Origin of the sequence: Acinetobacter sp. 'aerobic (ED)' (assembly GCF_904886855.1) — a bacterium.
Lineage (GTDB): Bacteria > Pseudomonadota > Gammaproteobacteria > Pseudomonadales > Moraxellaceae > Acinetobacter > Acinetobacter courvalinii.
Genome location: NZ_CAJHGI010000001.1, coordinates 521,890 through 547,593 on the forward strand (window position 1 = coordinate 521,890; position 25,704 = coordinate 547,593).

The window sequence follows — 25,704 nt, forward strand, 5'->3', positions numbered from 1 at the left end:
TCATGTCTTTAAAATATCAAATTCCGACCTTACTGATTTATTCCAGAATCATACTCGGTTTTCTCATCGTCGCAGTGACGTTATTCCAACCGGAATTTTATCCGATCTATACCGTCATTTTTCTCACAATGGGTCTGCTTAGCGATATCTTCGATGGCATGCTTGCCCGACATCTCGAGGTTTCAACTGAACGCTTACGCCGACTTGATTCCAATGTTGATCAAATCTTTTTTATTTGTGCAATCGTTTCAATTTACCTGCAACAGCCGGCTTTTTTCCAACAACAACTCTATCCAATCATTATTTTAGTTGCATCTGAAATGGCGATTTATGTGGTGAGTTTCATTAAGTTTCGCAAGGAAGTTGCCACCCATAGTCTGGGCGCCAAAGTCTGGACTTTATTTTTATTTGCACTGTTGGTACAAGTGATCCTAACAGGACATTCTCATATTCTGTTCCTGATCGTATTCTGGTTAGGAATTCTGACCCGTGCAGAAATCATTGCCATTATCCTTGTACTAAAACACTGGCAGAATGATGTTCCTAACCTTAAACAGGCCTGGCGTATCCGAAAAGGCTTAGCTGTACAACATAACCGCTTTTTTAACGGTTAGTCCTTTTTATAGTACCAACTCGGTAATTGAATTTGCTTCAACTGCTGACGATGCACAAGATAATTTGGATCATATTTGGCAACTTCATTCCAGAACGCCGCGCTATGGTCAAAATGTCTGGTATGTGCCAATTCGTGTACGCACACCGCCCTGACATTATGTTCAGGCATCAGCGCCAATGCGGCACTGAGCATAATATCATGTTTGGAGCTACAACTACCCCAGCGGGTTTTGGGATTTCGAATAGTACAAGCTTGATAAGCCAAGCCGATTTCCTGACTGATCTGATCCAGATAATCAGGTAAAAATTGCTTGGCATAGGCCATGACAGCCGCCTGTAACGCTTTCTCCGATGCCGTATCTCGTATAAAGATGGTTTGCTGTTCCCAATCAAACTTAAAAATATGTCGTTGTGTTTGTCGAATGATCTGAAACGGTTGAGAATGAAAAAATAATGAAAGTTGCTCTGGAAAATCTAGGTTGTGATTAAATTGTTTTTGTTGTCTGACCCAGGTTTCAACCAGCCATTGCTCAGAATGAGTTAAAAACTGCTGGATCTGTTTTTTACTGCAAAATAGTGGAACCGTTAAACGAATACCTGTAGGTTCCACACGCAAGCGCAGATTTCTCGCCCTTGCATGTCGAACCACTTTAATTTCAGGTAATAAGGTTTCTAAAGAAACTACCTGCATTATTGTGCAGTACGCTCTTCGATACCATTATTGGTTGCAACAATCGCAATACTCGCTGCATTGAGTGCAAAGATACCGTTCGTAACCACGCCTGGAATATCGTTAATGGTTTTTTCCAGCTCAAGTGCATTCAGAATGTTTAAGTTAAATACATCCAGAATCACGTTACCGTTATCCGTAACCACACCTTCGCGATAAACCGGATCACCACCTAAAGCGACGATTTTACGTGCAACAGCAGAACGTGCCATCGGAATCACTTCAACAGGAAGTGGAAAATCACGGCCCAACTGGTCAACCCATTTCGAATCATCAACGATACATACAAATTTCTTTGCGATTGACGCAACGATTTTTTCGCGGGTTAAGGCAGCACCACCACCTTTGATCATATGCATATGACGATCAATTTCATCAGCACCATCTACGTAGGCATCCAGACCACCCACAGAGTTCATATCAACCACTTCGATGCCGAGCTTCTGCAAACGCTCAGCTGTTGCATTCGAACTGGCAACTGCCGCCTCTAATTGCAATTCAGGCAATAAATCAATTAAAAAATTAACGGTACTTCCTGTTCCTACGCCCAAAATGCCGCCTTTAGGCAAATGTTTCAAAGCTGCTTTTGCCGCAGCTTGTTTTTTTTCATCTTGGGTTGCATATAGACTCATGACTTCACTCAACTATTTTGACATTTGCTGCAAGAAAACAGCGCAAATGCACGGGGGTTTGCTACAATGATCGTCTATTTTAAACTGTTATAGGGAAGAAGAACATGCTGTCTCGTGTGGTACGACAAATTTTACAAGCAACGGTTTATGATGTTGCAATTGAAACACCGCTTGAAGCAGCTCCACGAATTAGTCAGAAAATTAATAATAACATTCGATTTAAGCGTGAAGATTTACAACCTGTGTTCTCTTTCAAACTTCGCGGTGCTTATAACCGCATTAGCCAGTTACCTAAAGATCAGCTTGAGCGTGGTGTGATTTGTGCATCCGCAGGTAACCATGCGCAAGGCGTAGCGTTATCTGGGAAAAAATTAGGTATTCATGCCATTATTGTGATGCCAAGCACCACACCGGATATTAAAGTTCAAGCCGTCAAAAGTCTGGGTGGCCAAGTGGTGCTACATGGCGATAGCTTCGACGTTGCCAATAAATATGCAAAACAACGTGCAGAAGATGAAGGACTGGTTTTCATCCCACCTTATGACGATGAGCTGGTGATTGCCGGTCAAGGCACCATTGCCAATGAATTACTGCGTCAATGGCGTGATGTTGAATATGTATTTGTAGCTGTGGGCGGCGGTGGATTGATTGCAGGTGTTGCAGCCTACCTCGGTGAAGTCGCGCCACACGTTAAAGTCATCGGTGTCGAGTATGAAGAATCGGCATGTTTAAAAGCAGCACTGGAAACCGACGAACGTGTGGTGTTACCACATGTGGGCCTCTTTGCCGATGGTACAGCGGTTGCGCAGATTGGCGAGTTGCCCTTTGATATTATCCGACTGCGTAAATCAGATAATTCAGGTCCAATCGTTGATCCAGTTATCGTAACTGTAAATACCGATGAGATCTGTGCCGCGATTAAAGATACTTTTGATGAAAACCGTAGCATTGTTGAGCCATCAGGCGCCATGGCTTTGGCTGGCATCAAGAAATATGTTGCAGAGCATCAATTGACCGGTAAAAACATGGTCTCGATTGTGTGCGGCGCCAACATGAACTTTGACCGTTTACGTTATATTGCAGAACGTACCGAGTTAGGTGAACGCCGTGAAGCCATTTATGCCGTCACCATTCCTGAACAAAAAGGTGCGTTCCTGCATTTCTGTCGTGCGTTGCAAGGTCGTAATATTACTGAATTCAACTATCGTGCCAGCTCAAGCAATCTGGCTCAAGTCTTTGTCGGCATCAGCCTCAAAGGTGGCGAAACCGAACGCCATGAAATTCATGAGATGTTGAAACAGCAATATGAAGTCGATGATCTGTCTGATGATGAAGTGGCAAAACTGCATATCCGTTATCTGATTGGCGGTCATGCCAATATTGAAAATGAGCGTTTGTTCCGTGTTGAGTTCCCGGAACGTCCAGGTGCACTACTCACCTTCCTTGAGCGCTTGGGACCAACCCATAACATTACCCTGTTCCATTACCGGAATCACGGTGCAGCGGAAGGTCGTGTACTGGTCGGTCTGGAAGCCACGGATGCCAAACAGAATCCCGATGGTCTGATTGAAACACTGGAACAGATCACTTATCCATATGCCGAAATCAGTAACAATATTGGTTATCAACGCTTCCTTAAATAAGCAGTTTAATGACTTAAAGCCGGCTTGATGTCGGCTTTATTTTTTCGTCTCTGTTGATGGGTTGCGCGACAACAACACAAAATCATTACAAACGGAAAACCATTCCATTTTAAAATGAACAAAAAGACATTTTTATCATTTAGTTAAGGACAGTTATGGCACAGTTTGCAGTCATTGGTTTAGGCAGTTTTGGGGCAACTGTTGCGTTAGAACTCACCCAATTGAAACATGATGTCATCGGAATTGATACCATCAAGCGCAATGTGGAAAATCTGGCGGATCGTATTACACATGCAGTGATTGCCGATGCTACAGATGAACATGTTCTGGAAGAACTGAATATACAAAATTGCGATGCCGTGGTCGTTGCCATTGGCGAAGATATTGAAGCCAGTATTTTGTGCGTACTCAACCTGAAAAATTTAGGTGTCGAGAAAATTCTGGTTAAGGCTAAAACCAAGGCCCATCATACGATTCTTTCCCATTTAAATGTCAGTAAGATTATTCATCCAGAAGAAGACATGGGGGTTCGTGTTGCTCAGGCATTAAACTATCCAATGGTGAGCCGCTATATGGCACTGGATGACGATCATTATATTGTCAAAGTTCCAGTCAATGAAAAGCTCAATAATGTCAATTTATCAGGGATTTTGAAGCAAGAGCCCAATATCAAACTGTTATTACTTAAACGCGACCAGCAGATTTTTTATGACACTGATCCAAATTTCACCTTAAAAACAGATGATGTACTGATTTTGGAAGGTTCGCTTAGCCATCTCAGAAAACTTTCAGGGTGTTTCGCATAACATGGCATTGAAAATAAACTCTCAAAAAATTTTTAACCTGAGCCCGCCTTCTTTACTGGCCATTGGTTTTTTAAGTTTTATTGTCATCGGCACATTATTACTCAAACTCCCAATTGCCAACAAAGGCAACGTGAGCTGGATGGATGCCTTATTTACTGCGACATCAGCGGTGACCATTACCGGTTTGTCTGTAGTAAATCTAAATGACTCATTCAATCATTTTGGGCAGTTTATTATTCTGTTATTGATCCAATCCGGTGGCTTGGGTTTTATGACCTTTGCCATACTGGCAGCGTTAAGCCTAGCACCCAAGTTAGGTCTTAAACAGCAAATGATGGCACAGGACAGCCTTGGCCAAACCAGCCTGTCTAAAGTCACTTTTGTCGCCAAAGGCGTAGTGTTATATACCCTGCTGTTTGAGTTGATTGGTGTTGTGATCTTAACCGCCTCGTTTGCACCGATGTACGGATTTGCCCGCGGGCTTTATTACGCTATCTTTTACAGCGTGTCTGCCTTTAATAATGCTGGCTTTTCCCTATTCGATAACAGTCTGATTAATTTCCAAAGCCATTACCTGATCTGTTTAACCATTAGCCTGCTGTATACCTTAGGCGGGATTGGTTTTCTGGTCTTAATTGATGTTAAACAGAATAAGCGCTGGAGCAAACTGACACCAAACAGCAAACTGATCCTGAGTACCATCGCGATTTTGAATCTGGTCGCTTTTATCCTGATCTGGTTATTAGAGTCCAATAATCCGCTGACACTCGGCTCGATGAGCTTGGGTGAACAAGCCATGAATGCCTGGTTTCAGGCCACCGTTCCCCGATCTTCTGGGTTTAATACCATCGATACCGGCGCAATGGAACATAGTACAGCCTTACTGACCATGTTATTGATGTTTATTGGTGGTGGCTCTCTGAGTACTGCAGGTGGCATTAAAGTCGGTACGTTTGTGATCCTGTTGCTGTGCGTGCTTTCTTTTTTACGGCGTAACGAAGAAATCCGGATCTTTAATCATTCCGTTTCAGCAGAAACAACCTATAAAGCACTTGCTGTGACGGCAATTACAGGCATGCTGGTGTTTGTAGGTTGCTTTATCATTTTCTTGCTTGAACCAAAACTGGATGTACTGGACCTGATGTTTGAAGTAGTTTCTGCCGCCTGTACTGTCGGTTTATCACGTGGCGCCACAAGCCAGTTACATGACGGCAGTTTGTTTGTACTGAGTCTATTGATGTTTACAGGTCGACTGGGGCCTTTAACCCTTGCCTATTTGATTGCAACACCGAAAAAGAGTCGTTTAAAACACGCCAATGCCAATATTCAGATTGGATAGGCATGAGTAGGCTGCTCAATTACGATCACCTGCTGACAGATGCCATCAGCCTGGCGTTGTTGTTCGAATACGGCTTTAGACATCACATCAAAATGATCACAGAAACTGACTTCCTGTTCATCAATTGAATACAGCAAGGACTGGTTGCCCACTCCTTGCAAGGTGTCGTAAAATACAATCACAAAATGACCATGTTCAAAAGCATGCTGAATTTCAGCATAGGTTAAGGCAGCCTCAACAGGAATACCGAGACGCTGTGCCTCTGCATAATACTGCTTTTCATTTTTATCGATATGGGGATCAGGCGCCGTATAAAATGAAACGCTATAACCTAATTTCTTCATGGCTACAGCCAGCGCAATCGTGAATGTGCCATCTATACGATCATGACCACACAGCTGGATCAGGTCAGCAATATCAATATGAGTTTGATATTGCTTTAAGATCAGCCATAGGGCAAACACCCCACAATTTGCTTCAAGCTCTAATAAGGGTTCCGGAATATGTAAACTCATTTAATACCAGTTCATCAATGAAACACCCAAGCCCGCATAGGTTGCACGATGGTTGTAATCAATCAGACTTTCACCATAACCGTCAAATAGTTGCAAATGACCACGCAACTTCCCTGTGATCGGGAATGCCCAGTCAAACTGCACCGCACCGTGTGAACGATCACCACCTTTTAAGGAGTGACGCAACATCAGAGAAAAGTCGTTATCGCCCTTCCGGTAAAATGCGGTTAAATCGCCACGTCCGATATAATCTTTAATATCTGGGTTGTTGTCATCTTTAGCATCTTCTTCAACGCGGTACCAAGGACGCAACATCAGTGCAAAGTTATCTTTTTCAAAACCAAGATTAAAAATCACACGGTTCCAGCTCCGCGATAACGGATCAGAACGGCCATTGGACTGGTGATTCAAGGTCACCCCAAGCAAGCGCGCATTCAGACCCAAAATTTCATAATTGGTTCTAAACATCAAGCTGGCTTCAGGCTCGTAATTGGTCTCACGGAAAGGTCGCGACTCATCCGAATTATAGACTTGCCAGCGTGAAGACTGGGTATAGCCTAACCAGAGGTCACCGTTATCGCCAAAGATGTTTTCCCAGGCCTTGGTCTTGAATGAGATCTGAAACTTGGCTTCGCTCGAAGTGAGTTCTTGCTTATCTTTGACCGTATTTTCAGGATTTGGGCTACTCGGAAATTCATTTTTGTCGCTGGTCCAGAATACAGGCAACAAATACACAGGTTGATAGGCACGGATATTCCATGTACCCAACTTGCTGTCTTCTGAGAGTTCCCAACGGCGATCCAGCAAAGAGACATTTGGATCAAACTTTGGCGCAGCGCCCAGAATATGCAGATCACTCACCTTCTGAACCACTTTTTCTTTTAACGATTCAGGTTGAGCTCTCACCGTACTGGCTGCAGCTGGTGCGGCCGCCACAGCGACCGCGGGTTCTGGCGCCTGCAGTTGTGACTGGATCACCACCGGTGCCTTAAAAAGTGCATCATAACATGCCAGACGCTCAGCATTTGAAGCCAAGGCCACACACGCATCCGCGGTTGCAGGACTGGCAGGTGCAGTCGCTTCCGCGTGTGCCAGCGATGTAGTCAAGCCAAGTATCGTCAGGACACTCAGCTCCAGATAACTACGCTCAAAAGATTTGAACGCCATAGATTTCTCCAATTTTTCTTTTAATTGACTTGCTTGATGCTAAACCCAAGTTTCTGCAATTCTTCACGTTTCGCAAATGGCGCCACCACAGCTTTCACAGGTTTTTGAGCCAATAAGTACTGTTTGGCAACACGTTGCAAATCTTCCAGAGTCACGTTTAACAAGCGTTCACGCAAAATCTTGCGGAATTTTGGTGTACGTGCATGCAGCAATGCATAACATGCTGTAATCGCTTCACCCGCTGGAGAACCTGGTTTATCCATACTTGCGACTAAGCCTAGAATCGCTTCTTCAAGTTGGTGCGGCTGTTGCTTGGTATTGATTAACCATTGCACACTGGCTTCAAAATCATTAAACGTTTCAGCTAAGCGTGGATCACGGTAGCTATAGAAACGGAACGAACATGCGTTACCATCATAGCTTGCACCACCGCCATAGGCACCGCCTTTTTCACGAATGGCGCTATGCAGGAAACCATTGCGTAAATAGGCAGCCAACACCATCAACGGTGCTGCATCCGGATGCGCCACATCTACCGCCTGATAGGCTGACGCGCAGAATTGAACATTGGCTTGAATCAACCAGGCTTCATCTTCTGAAGTATTGACCTGTTCAACTGCCGTTAAACTTACAGGTGCCTGATCAACAGCCAGTTTGTCCCAGACATTTTGCACTTCTTCCACCAAATGGTCTGATTGATGCTCTTCACAGACCAGTAAGAATTGTTTAGGCGCTTGTAGCAACTTGCGGTGAATGGCCTGTAACTCGCCAATCAATGCCTGATAAGCTGCATCATCCTGATCAATTTTGGTCACCAAGTCACTGAGCCAGTTTAATGCGCCCAAGCCGGTGTTGTGATAGTCACGGCGCGCCAAGGCACTCATTTGACGAGATGCAGCCTGCATCGCATAGCTATGACCAGAACCAGACAAACGTGACTGCCAACGGGTTTTACGTTGTTGCAATAATTCAACAATGCGATCTTTTTCATCGAAACGGAGCTGCTCAAAAGCAAGTTTCAATAATTGAATGGCATCCAGCTTTTGGGTCAGCGATTTTGTGGTTAAAGTCAGCCATGCACTGATCCGGTCTTTGTCGTCGACCTTACTGCGCAAAGAAGCGCCCATGCCTAAACCGCCACTTACGGCTGTCTGAATCTGCTGGAATTCAAGATAATCATATTTACCAGCACCGACCTCACCCATCAGGATAGACAGCAAGTTGAAGTAAGGTGACTGAACAATCTCATCTGGGATCTGAATCAATACCTGTTGATAGTAAATCCCATTGGTGCCCGCATGATATAGGTTTAATGGGGTATCCAGACCATTACAGATAATTTCACGCAACTGGCCTTGAACGATCTGCAACTCGGCTGGGACATCTTCCAGACCGACTTTTGGTAGTAGCTCAAGATTATCTGGGGTGTCCTGACGCTGTTTTAATGCTGCGGTTTTTGCTTCAATCTCGATTTTCTGTGCATCGGTTAAAGTTGCAGCAATTTCAGCCAAACGCGCCTGTTCTGCCTGTTGCTCTTTCAGCGATTTGGTTGCATCCGGAACCAAGGTCATTTGTACACGGTGCGGGTTATCCAGCAAGTGAGTTTGAATCAGGTTTGATAACCACATCGGGTCTTTCAGCTCTTCTTTGACTTGTTCAATCGCAGAATCCACATCCCAGACATGCACCGGATCACTATGGTGAATGGCACTGCCCAATCCATTTAAGATCAGGCTGAGTCCATACGGCGTACCATCACCATTAATTTCACGTTGATGTAATTCAATTTGATGCAAGATGGCATCGACAAAATCAGTATCAACTGGCTTGGAAGCCACCTCTTTCAGAATATCTAGAATGCCATTTTTAAAGGTTTCTGCATGTTCAGCATTTGAACCTTGCACCCCGCAATAGAAGGTCATTTCAAAATTGCTGTCATCAACGCCCATTAAAGGACCTGTTGATTGTGCATAACCACAGGTTTCCAAATAATGACGTAATGGCGAAGCCGAATTCTCTAATAGAATCCCTTCAACCAGACGCATCCCTAGACGTAGTTTGGTATCGCTGGTTTCTGGCAACAACCATGACATCACATGATAGGTTTTATCTTTTAAATCTTCACTATCAACCGCATAGCTTTCAGTCACTTCGACCGGAGCCGTTAAACGCTTCTCAGGTTTTGAGTATAAGGTCGTGCCTTGAGAGAATTTGTGTAATGCTAGCGTCTCAAACTGTTCTTGCAGGTCATAGGCACTTTGGTTACCAAAGGTCATGAATACGGCATTACTTGGGTGATAATGGGTCTTATAGAAATCGACCAGTTGCTCATAGCTTAAATCTGGAATGTCTTTCGGATCACCACCAGAGTTATAGTGATAGGTTGTTTCCGGGAACAAATGGTGCGCAAGTTGATGATAGAGCTGATCGGTTGGAGAGCTCATCGCGCCTTTCATTTCATTAAAGACCACACCTTTGTAAACGGCCTGATCATTTTCAAGCTCAATGCGGATCCCTTCCTGAGCAAAGTCTAAAGGGTTCAAATTGGCAGCAAAAGCGGCATCTAAATAAACAGACAGTAAGTTTTGAAAATCTTTTTTGTTTTGGGTTGCAAAAGGATAAGCGGTCCAGTCTGCCGCAGTAAAAGCATTCATGAAAGTATTCAGCGAACGACGGATCATCAGGAAAAACGGATCGCGTACCGGAAACTTCTCGGAACCACATAATGCGGTATGCTCTAAAATATGTGCCGTTCCTTTTGAATCCATAGGCTGGGTTCTAAATGCCACCAGGAATACATTTTCATCATGATTGGTGGCCAAATGATAGTGAACTGCACCAGTTACTTTATGCTTATATTCTGAAACTTGAATATCGAGTGCTTCTACATGGTGTTGACGTAATAGCTGAAACGCGGGATGAATAGTTTGGGTAATGCTTTCAGTAACATCTACAGTCATGTGATCTCCAATTTATCTCTATTAAATCATTACGATTGATTATAGAGAGTCTACCGAAGAATACGTATCGATATCCATGTAAATTACTCTATTTTTGTAGAAAAATGCAGCGCCTAAGCGAAAACAACATTTCCTCAAATCTTTTAGAAATTACACTGCCCTATTCCAACAGATTGATCACCCTGAATTTACAGGAATCAGCGGCTGGTGCAGTATCTGTGAAAAGATTAAGTCACTCAAAATAAGCCTTTATTTATGATTCACTCTACTCCTAGAAAAATAGATCGGTTCTCTTGAAGCCAGTCTTGCTCATCTGGTCATCTTGATTTGACTGTAATGCCACGATTTGCTGAATTTTCTTCAACAAACTATTGTAATCCTGAGCATTGGTGTAAACTTTGCTTTTTGATTTTTACTGTGATGACAAACATGGCAACTGTTGATCTTTTTGCAATTGGTAATGCACTCATTGACCAGGAATTTAAGGTTTCAAATGAGTTTCTAACGCAACAAGGATTGCCAAAAGGCACAATGCATTTGGCCGATGGCGAAACACAGGCAAATTTATATCAAAAATTACAAGCGACCCAAAGCTATAAAGGCCAAGCCAGTGGTGGTTCAGCAGCGAACACCAGCGTTGCTTTTAGTGCTTTAGGCGGTACTGCATTTTATGGTTGCCGTGTCGGTAACGATGACCTTGGTTCAATCTATTTAAGCGGTTTAAACGAAGCAGGTATCCAAACAGCTACCCAATCTATCAGTGAAGGCGTAACAGGCACCTGTATGGTACTGATTAGCCCGGATTCTGAACGTACCATGCAAACTTATCTCGGTATTACTGCTGAACTGACCGCTGAACAAATTGACTTTGAACCGTTAAAAACAGCGAAATGGTTATATATCGAAGGTTATTTATCGACCAGTGATTCGGCACGTGTCGCAGTAAAGCAGGCACGCGCGCTGGCCAAAGCACACGGTGTTAAAATTGCCCTGTCGCTTTCCGATCCTGCAATGGTGCAATATGCACGATCAGGTCTGGAAGAACTTCTGGATGAGGGTGTGGACCTGCTGTTCTGTAACGAACAGGAAGCACTGATGTTCACCGAGACAGAAAATCTTGAAGCTGCAATCGAAATGCTGAAATTAAAAAACCAGCAGCTTGTGATCACGCAAGGTGCCAAAGGTGCAGTGATTGTAGATGCAGCCCATCAGTTCCATGTCAATGGCCGTGCAGTGGAAGCCGTCGATACTAACGGCGCGGGCGATGCATTCTCAGGTGCGTTCCTGTATGCAATTAATGCAGGTTTAAGCTTGGAAGCTGCCGCTCAACTTGCTATTTTAATCTCTAGCGAAGTTGTAGCACAATTTGGTCCACGTCTAAGTGTCGAAAACTACGCAGAACTTTTAGAACAATTTAAAAAAGCTCAACAGGAATGTGCTTAACATGGAAAAGATTTGCATGACTGAAGAAGTCCCGGAGCGTGAGTCTCGTGCATACGATACGATGAAAGGGACCACCATTTTCATTACTCAAAAAGATGGCAGTTTTTATGCCTATCAGAATGTTTGCCCGCATTTGCAAACAGAACTTGAGTTTTTGGAAAACCAGTTTCTGGATCAGGATCGCGAATATATCCAGTGTTCTACTCACGGTGCATTATTTTCTGTCGAGACAGGTGAATGTATTTCAGGCCCCTGTCTGGGTGAATTTCTTGAAAAAGTAAATCTGGAAGTGCACTCGGATGGTGGTATCTATATTGATTGATGCTTAAATCATGAATTCTGCAATGACTGAGTTTTTTCTCAACTACTACCTGATGCCATTTCATATGAGCGTCGTGGCTTTGATTGTGCTTAGCATTGCAGAAACCATTGGTATCTTTATCGGTTTACGTCCGAGTCATCTGGTGAAGAAACTGACACCGGAATGGTTACTGCACTCACCTTTGCTGGATGTAAAGTTTTCTAAATACCTGATTTTTGTTTTCTTACTGATTAACTTTAGTTTTGCAGGCTATTTTCTGGAACTGTCGTTCTTCGCCTTACAGCATTACTTTATTTCACCCTATTATTTATTTGTTCCTGCGCTGGTCATCGACATCTTCTTTACCGTGTTTATGATTCACTGTCTGGATCAGGTCATTAAACCCAAAGTCATCCATACCCATACCAATCTGGTGGGCCGGCTCGCAACGATCTCAACAGGCAATGCCCGTCCAGGTTTTTCAGCTCAGGCGCGTGTTCGTGATGAATTCGGACAACTGTATTATGTACAGGTTGAACCCGAATACGGCGAACTTGAATTGCAGTCACAAGTGTTGCTGATCAGTCAAAAATCAAATTCGCACTATCTTGCCAAGAAGATTTCGCTTTCCAATAACCTTTTTACCCCAGACTAAAACTCCTCCGATAACGTTTAAAACGAACTTTAAGCGCAAACCAAACACATTGTTACAAAAGTACACAATAAAAAGTTTAGATTTGTACCTTCCTTTTTTAAATGATTCGTGATCTAGAAATCCCAAAAAAACAAAAGTGATGTTGATCACATTTTTGCAAATAAATCCGAGCTAAATACTAGGTTTTATGAAAACGAGATCGTAAAAATATTTTAAATCGATGACTAAAATGATAAGCCTATGTATATATTATATATTTTATATTCATACTGTTTTAGTAGGTTTAATTTTTATTTAATTTATTTTAAATCATAGCTTTTTAATCAGGTTTAATATTATAAATACAACTGTTTTAATCAGATTTAAAAGTTAATTCCAATTATTTTAGTTGGTTAAATCAAATATTTTAATTTTTAATCAAAAATAAATATAAGTTATTGTTTTTAGTATCTTATTTAAAATAAATTATTTTAAAATCCTTAAAGGTTTATTTTTAATACTTTTTATTTAATAATGTTTTACATCTTTTAAAAATGTGTATGAGGCTAAGTTCTATGAACACGAGTTCTCAAGATCCAAATCGGCGGCTCATCCGAGAAATCACGATTATTCTTATTATTAAAGTTGCACTTCTCTTGGTGATTAAACACATCTGGTTTGACGCCCCTACGATTCCAAAAGATTTTAACAATGAAGTTGCCGAGCGTATTGCTGGTGACATGTCTAAAACTCAGGAGACACGTTGATGATTTCTGAAAGCGTGGTCGATCTTTCGCGGTTCCAATTTGCAATGACCGCAATGTATCACTTTCTTTTCGTCCCTCTTACTTTAGGTCTGGCTTTTATCCTTGCCATTATGGAAACCACCTATGTGATTTCTGGCAAGGAAATCTATAAGGACATGACCAAATTCTGGGGGAAACTCTTCGGGATTAACTTTGCCTTAGGTGTAACCACTGGTCTGACCATGGAATTCCAGTTTGGGACCAACTGGGCCTATTATTCTCACTATGTCGGCGATATTTTCGGTGCCCCGCTTGCCATTGAAGGTTTGATGGCCTTCTTCCTTGAATCCACCTTTATCGGTTTGTTCTTCTTTGGCTGGGATCGCCTGTCTAAAGTCCAGCATTTAGGTGTGACTTGGCTGGTTGCAATTGGCTCGAATATGTCTGCCTTGTGGATTCTGATTGCAAACGGTTGGATGCAAAACCCGGTCGGTGCTGCATTTAACTACGAAACCATGCGTATGGAACTGGTGGACTTCGGTGCGTTGATCTTCAACCCAGTTGCTCAGGTGAAGTTTGTGCATACCGTTTCAGCAGGTTATGTCACAGGTGCGATCTTCGTCCTTGCGATCTCTAGCTACTACCTATTAAAGAAACGTGACTTACCGTTTGCACGTCGTTCATTCGCGATTGCTGCCATCTTCGGTTTAGCGTCAACACTTTCTGTGATTTTGCTTGGTGATGAATCAGGCTATGAACTCGGTGATGTTCAAAAAACTAAACTTGCTGCAATCGAAGCTGAATGGCATACCGAACCGGCACCTGCTGCATTTACCTTATTTGGTCTCCCAAATCAGCAGGAAATGCGTACCGATTATGCGATTAAAATTCCTTATGTGATGGGGATTATTGCTACGCGTTCTACAGACAAAGAAGTGACCGGTTTACGTGACTTGATGAAAGAACATGAAGTGCGTATCCGTAACGGTATGGTGGCTTATAGCGAGTTAGAAAAACTTCGTGCGGGTGACCGTTCTCCAGACTTATTGGCTTCATTTGAGAAAAATCAGAAAGACTTAGGTTATGGCCTACTCTTGAAAAAATATTCTCCAAATGTGGTTGATGCAACTGAAGAACATATCCAAGCCGCGACCAAAGATACTATTCCAAATGTCGCTGCTCTGTTCTTCTCATTCCGTGCGATGGTGGCTTCTGGCTTCCTGATGTTATTGCTCTTCCTTTTAGCAACCTGGTCCGTGGCAAAACGTAATGCCGAAGATAAACCTTGGTTACTCAAATTTGCTTTGTTTGCTCTCCCACTCCCATGGATTGCAGCTCAAACAGGTTGGTATGTAGCTGAAGGCGGTCGTCAACCGTGGTCAATTGGTGAAATCTTACCAACACACCTGTCTGCTTCAAGTATCAGTACAGGCGATGTATGGGGTTCAATTATTGCGCTGGCTGCGTTCTATACCGTACTGCTGATTATCGAAATGTACTTAATGATCAAATTTGCGCGTCTAGGTCCAAGCTCGTTACATACAGGTAAATATCACTTCGAAAAACTCGAAGCAAAAGCTGGGGAGGCTCAGTCATGATCGAATATGAACTCCTAAAAATTATCTGGTGGGTACTGGTTGGTGTTCTACTGATCGGCTTTGCTCTCACCGACGGTTTCGATATGGGCTCAATGGCACTCATGCCATTTGTAGGTAAAACCGATTCTGAACGCCGTGCTGCAATCAATACGATTGCACCGCACTGGGATGGTAACCAGGTCTGGTTCATTACCGCTGGTGGTGCATTATTTGCAGCCTGGCCAATGGTTTATGCCGTTGCCTTCTCAGGCATGTACTGGGCCTTGCTTCTGGTTCTATTTGCCCTGTTCCTGCGACCTGTCGGCTTCGACTATCGCTCTAAATTAGAGAATACCCAATGGCGTACTTCTTGGGATTGGGGCTTGTGTATCGGTGGTGCAGTGCCTGCACTGGTGTTTGGTGTGGCATTCGGCAACCTGTTCCTCGGCGTACCCTTCAGTCTGGATGACACCTTACGTTCACAATATACCGGTAGCTTCTTTGCCCTATTAAATCCCTTTGCACTGATTTGCGGTATTGTCAGCTTATCGATGCTATGTGCACACGGTGGCGCCTGGTTGATGCTACGTACCGATGGCGATTTACATAACCGTTCTGCCAAAGCAACGCAAATCATGGCAATTGCTTTCCTGGTATGCTTCTTGGCTGCGGGTGCCTGGTTATTCTTCGGCAATATCTCTGGTTATAGTTATGCGACTGCGGTGAATACCAATGCTGCGCTGAATCCGCTTGCCAAAGAAGTAGTGACCAATGCCAATCATGGTTGGTTCAATAACTATGCCACTTATCCGATTACCATGGCTGCACCTATTGTTGCAATTTTAGGTGCACTATTGGTCATCATTAGTGCAGGCAAACATAAAGCGGCTGCAAGTTTTACAGGCACAAGCTTGATGATTGTCGGTGCAATCCTGACTGCCGGCTTTGCCCTGTTCCCATTCTTGTTACCATCAAGCATTGATCCAACATCAAGCTTGACCATGTGGGATGCTGTTTCCAGTCATAAAACCCTCGGGGTAATGACGGTTGCTGCATGTATCTTCGTACCTCTCATTTTGATCTATACCTCTTGGTCGTATTACAAAATGTGGGGCATCATCACCAACAAGCACATTGAAGAAAATTCACATAGTTTGTACTAATCAGGAGATGTGACATGTGGTATTTTGCATGGATTCTAGGCATTTTGATGGCATGTTTTGCAGGTGTACTCAGTGCACTGTATATCGAACACCATCAAAATTTAGATGAAGAATAATAAAATGGCTGAAGCAATGACAACACCGAAGAATCGTAAAGCGCAAGTGCTTGCAATGACCATTTCGTTTTTGTTGGCATTGCCCCTTGCTACTATTTTATTGGTCCATCCATCGCTGATGCTGGATGCTAACGGACACTATAATCATAGCCTGCTGATGCTGGTGATGATTGGAATCTCCGGTGGCTTCGTGCATGGGGTTGGATTTGTGCCAAGATTCTGGTTATGGAAATGGTTATTTAGCCCTTATATCGCCTGGCCTTTGATGGTTCTCGGATACTTTATCTGGCTAGGCCAGTAAGTTATTTTCCATTACTGTATCTTTTAAAAAAAGGCTGCCAGATCTGGTGGCCTTTTTTAATTTAGACCGTCAATAAAATTCTTATGAAGTAGCCTGATAAATTGCTCTTTGTTAGTACGATCTTAATAAATTTCTATATAAGCTCTAATTCTGCTAAAATTTAAATAATAATTATTATCATTCTTATTTGCAGATTTTACCTATGTCTTTAAAACTACTCGGAATCATTATTTCGCTTCTATCCTGTCTGGGTCTTTATCTCAGCCATCCCAATCAGATTTTCTTAAAAACCCAACTGGGTCGTTATTCTTTTTATATAGCCCTCATCGGTTTATTGCTCGGTTTAAGCATGTTGCTTTATGCGTTGCCTTTACTCGTGGCAATCTTGATCTGGCTTGCAATTGCAACACTGGTCTGGTCGTTCGCACCTCTGCTGATGTTCATAAAAAGGCCAAATTAAAATGAATCTACTCAAACAAAAACTCCAACCGGACTGGTGGACAAAAACGCTTACGGGTTGTTTTCTTGGCTTGAGCTTTGCGATGGCGATCGGTGCAATCATTGTTCTACTCAGTAAATCTCATACAGATTCTTCCCTAGCCCCTCAGTTAGGCATGTGGTCGATCCCGTGGTTCTGGCTATTTAGTTTCTTTATGGCCTATTTCATCCCGAAAGGTTGGCAAAGTATTGTGATTTTCAGCATTGCAAATGTGCTTGCTTATGCCCTGTTGTTCTGGTTGAGAGGTTAAAAATGAAAGTTCGCGCAGATATCATTAAAACAGGTAAAAATCTTCATACATGGGTCGGAGTCAGCGCCGGTATTCTTCTCTTCATCTGCTTTTTTGCTGGTGGACTAACCATGTTCCAGCACCAGCTGAGCCAATGGGCAACGCCTCCTCAACAAAAACTAGCGGCCATTCAACCTAACCAATATAACCAGCTCGTTGCACAGGTACAGGCACAATACCCAGAGACAAAGCAAGCCTTTACCCTAAGTTTTAGCTCACCAGAAGGACATAATGCACCGATTCAATGGCAAGCAGCACATGAGCCAGCAGAAGATCATCATGGAGTTGATATCGCTCAAACCAGCATGTTGGCAACACTCGATGCCAATGGTCAGTTGATTGCACAACAAGAGAATGTATCTAAATTAGGTTGGCTGATTGAACAACTTCATGAAACCGCAGGTATTCCCGGCATGATGGGACATCATACTGCGGGTGTCATGGTGATGGGTGTAGTTGCTATTCTCTACTTTCTTGCAATCATGTCCGGTCTGATCCTGTTATTGCCGACATTGATCAAAGATTATTTTGCGATCCGCCTAGGTAAAAATAAGAAACGTTTTTGGTTAGATACCCATAATGTCATTGGCATCACCAGCTTACCTTTTCATATCATTATCAGTGTTACCGTCGTTGTTTTTGCCTTTCATGATATTTTCTATAGTGCACTTAGCCAGCTGGTCTCAAAAGACAAACCACTTTTTGAAAAACCGCCTGCGGTAAAAATTGTTGATCCAGCTCCACAGCTCGATGTAGAAAAGATTTTGCAGAATATACAGAAAGTTGCCCCTGAGTATCGCATTGATGGTATCCGTTTCAACCAGCTGGATCATCCTGAACGGGCCTCAGCATTCGTTGCACTGTATCATCCAGATCGGATGCTACGGGGTGATACGTTTGATTATATGAATTTTAATCCTTATCAAAATTCACCATATCCAACCAAAACCCTATCAACAGAAGAAAGCACGGCTGCGTCACTGATCCGTTCTATGTTCGCATTGCATTTTGGCAATTATGGTGGCGAACCCATTCGCTGGATTTATTTAATCTTTGGTTTAGGTGGGGCTTATTTATTTTATTCTGGCAATATCCTGTGGATTGAAACCCGCTTAAGGAAACAGAAAAATCCTAATCTGCCCGCTCCACAACAACGTAAGGATGTGATGTTTATTACTAATCTTACGATCGGTGCGTGTCTAGGCTGTATACTGGCAATATGTGTGAGCATGCTGGCTGGACGATGGGCCTACGTCACTCCAATGCAATTACAAAGTCATAACCATGTATTTATGTATAGCTACTATTTTGTATTTATTGCTTGTATTTTATACAGTTTTCTTATTGGCGCAGCCAAAGCATTAGCTCAACTCTTCTTAGCCATTGCGGTAATTTTATTGCTGATTCCATCCACCTCTATTCTCGCTTATCTATTTCCTATTCAAGGGTTATGGTATTCAACAGGATATTTAATCTGGATAGATATTGTTGCGATATGCTTCTCTTTACTGTTTTTACGCTTTTACCAACATGCAAGAGATCGAGCACAAAGTGCACCAAATGGTTCGATCTGGTCTACTCAAAAACCGCATCGTACAGTTCAGACAGAAAATCAGGTTTAACGTACTGCTAGATATTTAAGTAAGAAACACTCTAATTATTTTTTAGAGACATAAAAAAGCCGATGAGATCATCGGCCTTTTTATTGATATGAAATTTAGTTGCTTTGACCAGCTAACCATGCCATGAATTTTTGACGTTCAGCCTTAGATGCCTTTTGCCATAAATCTGCCATTTGCTGATCGGTCGTCTTTGCTGTTCCCGTTGGGGCTGTCGTTGTGACCGCAACTGGCGCAGATGCGGCAACCGCTGCTTGTGAGGTAGCTCCTGAATAAACAGGTGCTGGCTGGTTTACAGCATTGTTTTTATTCTTTTGCGTTAAATCCAGGGTCCGGCTTAGGAAATTATTTCCTGTAAACCAGGGTTGCGCTTCATTGTTCGCACCGGTTTGTTGTACTACAAGTTTTTTGTTTTGGTCATATAAAGCAACTGTGGGTTGATCAGCATATTTTTTGGCAGCATCAAAGTCTTTTGGTGCATTTACAAGCGCCAGACTATAAGACTGATTATCCTGCAAATTAGCTGCCTGAAGCGTGACCACACCGGATTTAACGATGTCATGTTCACCGTTCAAATGCTCGAAATATTCACGATAACGCACATTGACCAGCAAATTGCCAGGATCGACCTGATAATTATTTTTCTTCGAAGGAATTAATCCATTGTTTACTTCCTGACCATTTACAGCAAGAATCACGATTTCTTCAGGTGCAGTGATTGTGACTGCTGAAAAAACTAAACTACTTGATAATAACCCTAAAGCAGCAACACCAACTCTTAAAGACATTAGACTCTTCTCGTTATAAACAATTTATGAAACCGTATGCACTATGCAATGCGATTATGACGATTTTATGACAAAAATTAAAACTGTCTATTGCAACAATTTAGCTTTTTTTCAGATATCTACAGCACAAAATCAACATAAGCCAATAAATTGATTTAAGCTATTATTTATAAAGAGAAATATTACATGATTTTAAAATGCCTACAAAATCTTTCTGCAATTTTTCACATAAGTTACCTAGCCTTTGATTTCGCTAAATTTCAAACAAGTATCACGGCGATTAAAGGTTTATTCCAATAAGCTTTATTCTATTGTTATGAACGTGATCGAAAAAACATTTCAAGCCTTTTACATCATCATATCTCAGCAACAGGATCAACCTTGCAATGTGGACGTCTAAAAACGCCAGACATCACTTTTGCCAGATTAACCCTCATCTCAGTTCGGGCTTACAATATAAAATAAACATATCAGTACTGCGAGGATAATGCTTGCAAGCACCAAATAGAAATCTACCGTATTAAAGCTTTTTAAAAACTTAAAAATATTCATAATTATCAACCTCTTTTTATTAAAATTTTTTATATCAGATAAGATGTAACACTTTACAATAAGTTTGCAATTAGAATGTTTCAATTGTTACCAATAGGTAAATAAAACTGTGTAATTATATCTAAATCAAAAAATATCCAGCATAAAAAACCACCCACAGGTGGCTAAACACAGACTTTGATATTTAATTGGGGTTAATAAAATAAAAATATACAATCAACATCAGCAACACAATACTTGCCACTGTTAGATAAAACCCCATTGTATTAAAGCTTTTTAAAAATTTGATAATATTCATACTTTTCAACCCCTTGAAAAGTAAATTAAAGTAGCACAAAAAGTGAGGTTTTTAACCTATTTTTTTACCAAACAGTAAAAAATAATTGATTCAACCTTCAGCTCACCTGTACTGCTTTTATAAAATAATTTCACCTATGCAAACTTGATTCTCAACGAGATCAGCCACGCATGAGAATTGATCTTTTCATCAGCTTATTTATCAATAGTACATTAATCCGCCTATAAAAATAGCGATATTCTACGACATGAGAGTTCGCTTCTTAGATAGCAAAGATGTGGGTAGTTAAATAAACTGTCTACCCCATCTTTTAAGACACGGGGAACTTTTTAATCTCCGATCGGAATCGTTAATTTAAGCTGGTCGCTTCGATGCGCTATAGGCGAAGGATTGTATTTTACAATTTTCTGTTGATAGTCCCGATTTGAAATTACTCCTCTATTACGGGCTTTTTCTAATGAACTGAGTTGCTGACCATTTCCATGCGCATCTAAAGCCCCATAATGTCTATGCTCCAGATAATACTGGGCTCTATCATGCGGACTCATGTTAGCGGTATTTGCTTGAATTTCGTGTAAATTCTCTAAATCTTGAGTGCGCTGATTGATCTGATCCTGTTCTTGCTGTTTCAATGACTCAAAAAAATCGACCTGCTGATCGTTTTTGAGCTCCAATTGGGTGTCCTCCTTCTGCAACACCAATATAGACTGAGGCTTGGCCAATACATCATCAGCACTAAACACCGAACCAGAAGCAACCGTACTTATAGAAAGAATTAGTATTTTTTTCAAAAAAGCCATCCATTAAAAAAACAAATAAAGACAAGTGTATATTTTACACTTTTCACATAATTATTTCAAATTTAGCATTATAAAACAAAAACTTATAATTAAATCCAAAAATCATAACCAGTTATAAAAATGAGCAGGACTCAACAATTCCAGCTTCCCAATCTCATACTTTTCAAGGGAGTTAATTCACGCGTTGATGTTTGTGCCCAAGCTCAGCTCTCATGGGCTTAATTATCTTTTGACACGTTTTAAGCCATTTTTTTAAAAGATATTGAGATCATTCGATTTAAATATTTTTTAATAATTTCATTAACAGGAAAACAGCATTTCTAGCTGGATAAAACAAATAGCGCACAAACCGAAACCCTTAACACTTTTATTTTCAGTGATATTGGAAAAACAAACTTTAGGAGAATTTCGTCATGAACAACCTGAATAGTGAATATCAAGAATTAAATCAGCTACTTAAAGGTATTAAATTTGCCATGATCACGTTTATTTCTGAAAAAGGTCATTTGCATTCAGCACCAATGACCACACAGGATACTGATTTTGATGGAGTGGTCTGGTTTTTAGGCTCTAAAAGTTCTGAGCTTGTAAAAAGTATTCCTCAAAACAATCAAGTCAATTTAGGCTATAGCAATATATCAAATAATGACTATGTCTCAATTAATGGTGTGGCTGAGTGTGTAAATGACCCTGCAAAGCTGGATGAAATATGGTCTTCGGCTTATGAGGCATTCTTTGAACAGGGTAAAACCGATCCTGACATTCAACTGCTTCGTGTGAACTGTAATGGAGCCCAATACTGGAAAGGTTCAGGTAAGATAGCGACCCTTTTTAAGCTGGCTAAAGCTTCGGTCACAGGTGAATCGGAACAATTGGGCACAACCAAAAGCATTTCCCTGTAAATTGATTGTGTTTATTCAAGACAAGCTTCATTTAGTCATGCATTCAGCAGGTAACGTCCTGTCCTTCATTTTAACTGTTAGACCTCTTACTTCACGTAAAAATGATGTCTAGGCTATCCATTGGGATATACAGGATAAATGCAATCTGCATATTTTATGCAAACAAAAAAAGAGCACTCAAGGTGCTCTTTTTACTGCGCAGTCTTTACCTAGTTAAAAGTTTTGAAACGTGCTGCATCATCCATATATGTTTTTTCACCCGCAGCAGCTTCGATAGAACCGAATACCAACTGAGCGCGTAATTTCCAGTTCGCAGGAATATCAAATGTTTCTGCAACTTCAGCATCAATAATTGGATTGTAATGTTGTAATGACGCACCAACACCAATTTCAGATAAAGCAGTCCAAGTGGCAAACTGTGCAATCGCACTTGAATGTTCTGACCATACCGGGAAGTTATCTGCATATAACGCAAATTGTTCTTGTAAACCTTTCACAACATCTTGGTCTTCATAGAATAACGCTGTACCAAAGCCTGCTGCAAAGCTATCAATTTTCGCACTTGTATTGGCGAAAGCTTCTGCTGGAACCATTTTACGTAATGTTTCACGTACGATTTCCCAGAACTTAGTATGAGATTCACCATATAAATTCACAACACGAGAAGTTTGTGAGTTAAATGATGATGGGCTTTGTTTTACAGCTTCACGGATCGTTTCTTCAATTGTGGCTTGGTCTACAGTCAGGTTTTTACCAATTGCATAAATTGTACGACGTGATTTAATACTATTTAAGAAGTTGCTCATGTTGTTATTCCTACCTTGTGCCCTGGGGCGTTATCTTGGATTGAATGTAGTGTATAACGACATATTTTTTAGGAATAGTCTAAAAAACATGACAGATCGTTTTATTTTTGAAACAATTAAAATCCTCTTGCATTAATCCGCTTCTGCGCTCGCTTCTTCTGCCTCAACCACAGGAATCACCCAGTCTTTTGAAATCATTTTGTATTTCTTCTGTCCTGCTTGATCGAGTTGCTTAAGTAAATAAGACATCCTTAAATAATGCTGTGCATCCAGATCTCCCTGTTCGGCTGCCTTAAAATACCATTGATGGGCTTTATTATTATCCTTCTGCACACCTCGCCCATGCGCATACATCACCCCCAGATTATATTGCGCATTACTATCTCCTTGATAGGCTGCACGTTGATACCACTCAAAAGCCTTTTTATGATCCTGTGCGATCCCTTTGCCATTTTCATACATCCAGGCTAAATTATTCTGAGCGTTTACATTTCCTTGATCTGCAGCCATAAGATACCAATGTACTGCTTTAGCATTATCTTGTTCCACTCCATCGCCATTCGCATACATCATCGCTAAAGAATATTGTGCCTCACTATCACCTTGTTCAGCATATTGGGTGAGTGTGTTTATGGCATCAGTATCGCCTAAGGCCAATACCGGACTTGTGCCTAAGAGACTGGTTAACATAATAAAGGCTAAAGGTTTTAACAAAAAATTCATGTTAAAGGCTCTTTTTTAAATTATTCATATATTTTTTTAAAAGCTTATTTTTAAACAAAATAAAAGCCGAAAACTCGGCTTCTATTACATATAAAAAAACGATTTATTTATCTGTTTCAAATAAAGCAGCAACGAATGATTTTGCTGAGAATGGACGTAAATCGTCAATCTTCTCACCTACACCAATATAGCGAATCGGCACATGAGTACGACTTGCAATATTGAACAAGACGCCACCTTTTGCTGTGCCATCCAGTTTGGTAATGGTGATACCGGTTAAGCCAACAGCCTCGTCAAACAGCTGTACCTGATTAATCGCATTTTGACCGGTGCCCGCATCTACAATCAGCATGATTTCATGCGGTGCAGTTGCATCGATCTTTTGCATGACACGTTTTACTTTTTTCAACTCTTCCATCAGGTTGGCTTTGTTTTGCAGACGTCCAGCGGTATCTGCAATCAAGACATCAATGCCTTTGGCGCGTGCACTTTCAAATGCATCAAAGATCACCGACGCACTGTCAGCCCCATGGCCCTGTGCAACGACTGGAATGTCATTACGCTCACCCCAGATTTGCAATTGTTCTGTTGCGGCTGCACGGAAGGTATCACCCGCAGCCAGCATGACTTTCTTGCCTTCACCTTGTAAACGCTTGGCCAGTTTACCGATGGTTGTGGTTTTGCCTACGCCATTTACACCCACCATCAAAATCACATACGGTGATTTATTCGGATCAATATGTAGCGGTTTAACACGTGGCGCCAATAAAGCAACCAATTCTTCCTGCAGCGCCTTATATAAAGCATGTGAATAGATTAAATCTCCACGCGCAGTACGTTCAGTCAGATTCGCAATAATGGTTTTGGTTGCATCCACACCAATATCTGCCACTAAAAGCTGCTCTTCAACTTCTTCCAAGAGCTCATCATCAATTTCTTTACCGCCAATCAGAATGTTGACCATACCATCCGTAAAACTACGGCGGGTTTTGGTCAACCCATCTTTCATACGACCAAAGAAACCTGTTGATTTGGCTTCTTCTTCAACCACTGGCGCAACAGGTTCTACCACAGCAGTAACAGCTGGCTCTACTGGCTTTCGTACTGCAGGCTCTATAATGGGAACATCGACAGCAGGTAAACTTGGTAAGGTGACATCATCATCGCCGATATCAGCATTTATCAAGAATTTATTTTGCATATTCGATTGCTGTTGCATGTCGATTCCTTGAAAGTAAAGCAGCTTTTAAAATGGGGCCAGTCTAGCATAAATTGCTATCCTTTTCCCGAATAAGGCAATGCATTCATTTATAATGGAAATGAGTCGATTAAAACTCACTCATCTTCTTTTGCCATCGCTGGATATTGTTTAATCCGGTTCGATTCAAATTGATAAGCATTTAATAATTTTAAATAATTAATACGGCGAATGGGAGTCTGCTCTAACACCTCAATGGCCATATGCTGGGTCCGCGGATGGCTGGCCTGATGAGCAAACTGCACCACTTGCTGATATTGCAATGAACCGACTGGACGTAATAATGCGTTATACGCAAGTATAAAAATGGACAAAATAATAATAGCGACCAAAATATTATAAAATTGGTCGAGTTTGAATCCTACTCTGGATTGCATCAATTTATGTTTAGAAAGTATAGACAACATAACCTACCTCGAATTAGAGGTAGTGTATGTCTCTGATTCGCTTAGGACAAGTACCACGTTCAATAAGTCACAATT

General features: G+C 41.6%; 27 protein-coding genes. 16 read left to right on the plus strand and 11 right to left on the minus strand.

The genetic code is table 11. The features are described 5' to 3' along the window. The first annotated feature begins 2 nt into the window (after positions 1-2). Positions 3-614, plus strand: coding sequence for a CDP-alcohol phosphatidyltransferase family protein (locus JO943_RS02470; RefSeq protein ID WP_202739896.1), 612 nt, complete (start codon positions 3-5; stop codon positions 612-614). Here the strand turns inward: JO943_RS02470 and JO943_RS02475 are convergent. Then, a complete protein-coding gene (locus JO943_RS02475) occupies positions 611-1,306 on the minus strand; it encodes a M48 family metallopeptidase (protein WP_202739897.1) in 696 nt (231 codons plus the stop codon). The two genes, JO943_RS02470 and JO943_RS02475, sit on opposite strands and share 4 nt — an antisense overlap. Continuing rightward, a complete protein-coding gene (gene rpiA / locus JO943_RS02480) occupies positions 1,306-1,977 on the minus strand; it encodes a ribose-5-phosphate isomerase RpiA (RefSeq protein ID WP_009512766.1) in 672 nt (223 codons plus the stop codon). Before rpiA ends, JO943_RS02475 begins: the two co-directional genes overlap by 1 nt. A gap of 104 nt (positions 1,978-2,081) precedes the next feature. Between rpiA and ilvA the strand changes: the two genes are divergently transcribed. The 3 genes from ilvA (at position 2,082) to JO943_RS02495 (ending at position 5,765) form a co-directional block, all read left to right on the plus strand. After that, a complete protein-coding gene (ilvA, locus tag JO943_RS02485) occupies positions 2,082-3,620 on the plus strand; it encodes a threonine ammonia-lyase, biosynthetic (RefSeq protein WP_032872894.1) in 1,539 nt (512 codons plus the stop codon). Positions 3,621-3,775: 155 nt separating this feature from the next. Continuing rightward, on the plus strand, positions 3,776-4,426 hold the full coding sequence (locus JO943_RS02490) for a potassium channel family protein (protein ID WP_005286116.1): 651 nt from the start codon (positions 3,776-3,778) through the stop codon (positions 4,424-4,426). A gap of 1 nt (position 4,427) precedes the next feature. Then, positions 4,428-5,765, plus strand: coding sequence for a TrkH family potassium uptake protein (locus JO943_RS02495; RefSeq protein WP_202739898.1), 1,338 nt, complete (start codon positions 4,428-4,430; stop codon positions 5,763-5,765). Here JO943_RS02495 and JO943_RS02500 read toward each other — a convergent pair. The 3 genes from JO943_RS02500 to JO943_RS02510 are packed head-to-tail and all read right to left on the minus strand — an operon-like array spanning position 5,753 to position 10,407. Continuing rightward, on the minus strand, positions 5,753-6,280 hold the full coding sequence (locus tag JO943_RS02500; protein WP_202739899.1) for a cysteine peptidase family C39 domain-containing protein: 528 nt from the start codon (positions 6,278-6,280) through the stop codon (positions 5,753-5,755). The two genes, JO943_RS02495 and JO943_RS02500, sit on opposite strands and share 13 nt — an antisense overlap. Further along, positions 6,281-7,447: a phospholipase A gene (locus tag JO943_RS02505; protein WP_005286121.1), complete on the minus strand. Its 1,167-nt coding sequence runs from the start codon at positions 7,445-7,447 to the stop codon at positions 6,281-6,283. A 20-nt stretch (positions 7,448-7,467) separates the two neighbouring features. Beyond that, positions 7,468-10,407, minus strand: a complete 2,940-nt coding sequence (locus tag JO943_RS02510) for an insulinase family protein (protein WP_202739900.1) — start codon at positions 10,405-10,407, stop codon at positions 7,468-7,470. Between the two features lie 429 nt (positions 10,408-10,836). Between JO943_RS02510 and JO943_RS02515 the strand changes: the two genes are divergently transcribed. From JO943_RS02515 to JO943_RS02565, 11 genes are all read left to right on the plus strand, one after another. Then, positions 10,837-11,850 carry an adenosine kinase gene (locus JO943_RS02515; RefSeq protein WP_032873212.1) on the plus strand — a complete coding sequence of 338 codons (1,014 nt, stop codon included), beginning with the start codon at positions 10,837-10,839 and terminating at the stop codon, positions 11,848-11,850. 16 nt (positions 11,851-11,866) lie between these two features. After that, positions 11,867-12,172, plus strand: a complete 306-nt coding sequence (locus tag JO943_RS02520; RefSeq protein ID WP_104021878.1) for a Rieske (2Fe-2S) protein — start codon at positions 11,867-11,869, stop codon at positions 12,170-12,172. Between the two features lie 22 nt (positions 12,173-12,194). Beyond that, a complete protein-coding gene (locus tag JO943_RS02525; protein ID WP_005230735.1) occupies positions 12,195-12,806 on the plus strand; it encodes an OB-fold-containig protein in 612 nt (203 codons plus the stop codon). Between the two features lie 554 nt (positions 12,807-13,360). After that, on the plus strand, positions 13,361-13,552 hold the full coding sequence (gene cydP / locus JO943_RS02530; RefSeq protein WP_004653758.1) for a cytochrome oxidase putative small subunit CydP: 192 nt from the start codon (positions 13,361-13,363) through the stop codon (positions 13,550-13,552). Continuing rightward, the gene (locus JO943_RS02535; RefSeq protein WP_005230736.1) at positions 13,552-15,129 is read left to right on the plus strand and encodes a cytochrome ubiquinol oxidase subunit I; all 1,578 of its coding nucleotides are present in this window, start codon (positions 13,552-13,554) and stop codon (positions 15,127-15,129) included. Before cydP ends, JO943_RS02535 begins: the two co-directional genes overlap by 1 nt. Beyond that, entirely contained in the window at positions 15,126-16,271 is a 1,146-nt protein-coding gene (cydB, locus tag JO943_RS02540) for a cytochrome d ubiquinol oxidase subunit II (RefSeq protein WP_032872905.1), read from the plus strand. The genes JO943_RS02535 and cydB overlap by 4 nt, the downstream gene beginning before the upstream one ends. A 14-nt stretch (positions 16,272-16,285) precedes the next feature. After that, the gene (gene cydX / locus JO943_RS02545) at positions 16,286-16,387 is read left to right on the plus strand and encodes a cytochrome bd-I oxidase subunit CydX (RefSeq protein ID WP_000270276.1); all 102 of its coding nucleotides are present in this window, start codon (positions 16,286-16,288) and stop codon (positions 16,385-16,387) included. A 4-nt stretch (positions 16,388-16,391) separates the two neighbouring features. Then, on the plus strand, positions 16,392-16,688 hold the full coding sequence (locus JO943_RS02550; RefSeq protein WP_202739901.1) for a cyd operon YbgE family protein: 297 nt from the start codon (positions 16,392-16,394) through the stop codon (positions 16,686-16,688). 202 nt (positions 16,689-16,890) lie between these two features. Beyond that, positions 16,891-17,148, plus strand: coding sequence for a hypothetical protein (locus tag JO943_RS02555; RefSeq protein WP_032869463.1), 258 nt, complete (start codon positions 16,891-16,893; stop codon positions 17,146-17,148). A gap of 1 nt (position 17,149) precedes the next feature. After that, on the plus strand, positions 17,150-17,437 hold the full coding sequence (locus tag JO943_RS02560) for a hypothetical protein (RefSeq protein ID WP_005286141.1): 288 nt from the start codon (positions 17,150-17,152) through the stop codon (positions 17,435-17,437). A 2-nt stretch (positions 17,438-17,439) separates the two neighbouring features. Then, complete coding sequence (locus tag JO943_RS02565; protein WP_202739902.1) at positions 17,440-19,098, plus strand: PepSY-associated TM helix domain-containing protein; 1,659 nt, start codon at positions 17,440-17,442, stop codon at positions 19,096-19,098. Positions 19,099-19,193: 95 nt separating this feature from the next. Here the strand turns inward: JO943_RS02565 and JO943_RS02570 are convergent, their stop codons facing one another. Together JO943_RS02570 and JO943_RS02575 are read right to left on the minus strand one after the other, a co-directional pair. Then, positions 19,194-19,883 carry a DUF2057 family protein gene (locus JO943_RS02570; RefSeq protein WP_202739903.1) on the minus strand — a complete coding sequence of 230 codons (690 nt, stop codon included), beginning with the start codon at positions 19,881-19,883 and terminating at the stop codon, positions 19,194-19,196. Between the two features lie 1,179 nt (positions 19,884-21,062). After that, positions 21,063-21,524, minus strand: coding sequence for a hypothetical protein (locus JO943_RS02575; RefSeq protein WP_202739904.1), 462 nt, complete (start codon positions 21,522-21,524; stop codon positions 21,063-21,065). Positions 21,525-21,946: 422 nt separating this feature from the next. On the opposite strand from JO943_RS02575, the gene JO943_RS02580 reads away from it, so the two are divergent. Next, positions 21,947-22,435: a pyridoxamine 5'-phosphate oxidase family protein gene (locus JO943_RS02580; protein WP_005230754.1), complete on the plus strand. Its 489-nt coding sequence runs from the start codon at positions 21,947-21,949 to the stop codon at positions 22,433-22,435. 209 nt (positions 22,436-22,644) lie between these two features. Here the strand turns inward: JO943_RS02580 and JO943_RS02585 are convergent, their stop codons facing one another. The 4 genes from JO943_RS02585 to JO943_RS02600 form a co-directional block, all read right to left on the minus strand. Next, positions 22,645-23,241, minus strand: a complete 597-nt coding sequence (locus tag JO943_RS02585; RefSeq protein ID WP_202739905.1) for a nitroreductase family protein — start codon at positions 23,239-23,241, stop codon at positions 22,645-22,647. A 132-nt stretch (positions 23,242-23,373) separates the two neighbouring features. Beyond that, the gene (locus JO943_RS02590) at positions 23,374-23,964 is read right to left on the minus strand and encodes a tetratricopeptide repeat protein (protein ID WP_202739906.1); all 591 of its coding nucleotides are present in this window, start codon (positions 23,962-23,964) and stop codon (positions 23,374-23,376) included. 103 nt (positions 23,965-24,067) lie between these two features. Then, positions 24,068-25,183, minus strand: a complete 1,116-nt coding sequence (gene ftsY, locus JO943_RS02595; protein WP_202739907.1) for a signal recognition particle-docking protein FtsY — start codon at positions 25,181-25,183, stop codon at positions 24,068-24,070. A 116-nt stretch (positions 25,184-25,299) separates the two neighbouring features. After that, positions 25,300-25,629: a hypothetical protein gene (locus tag JO943_RS02600; protein WP_202739908.1), complete on the minus strand. Its 330-nt coding sequence runs from the start codon at positions 25,627-25,629 to the stop codon at positions 25,300-25,302. Positions 25,630-25,704: the final 75 nt, after the last annotated feature.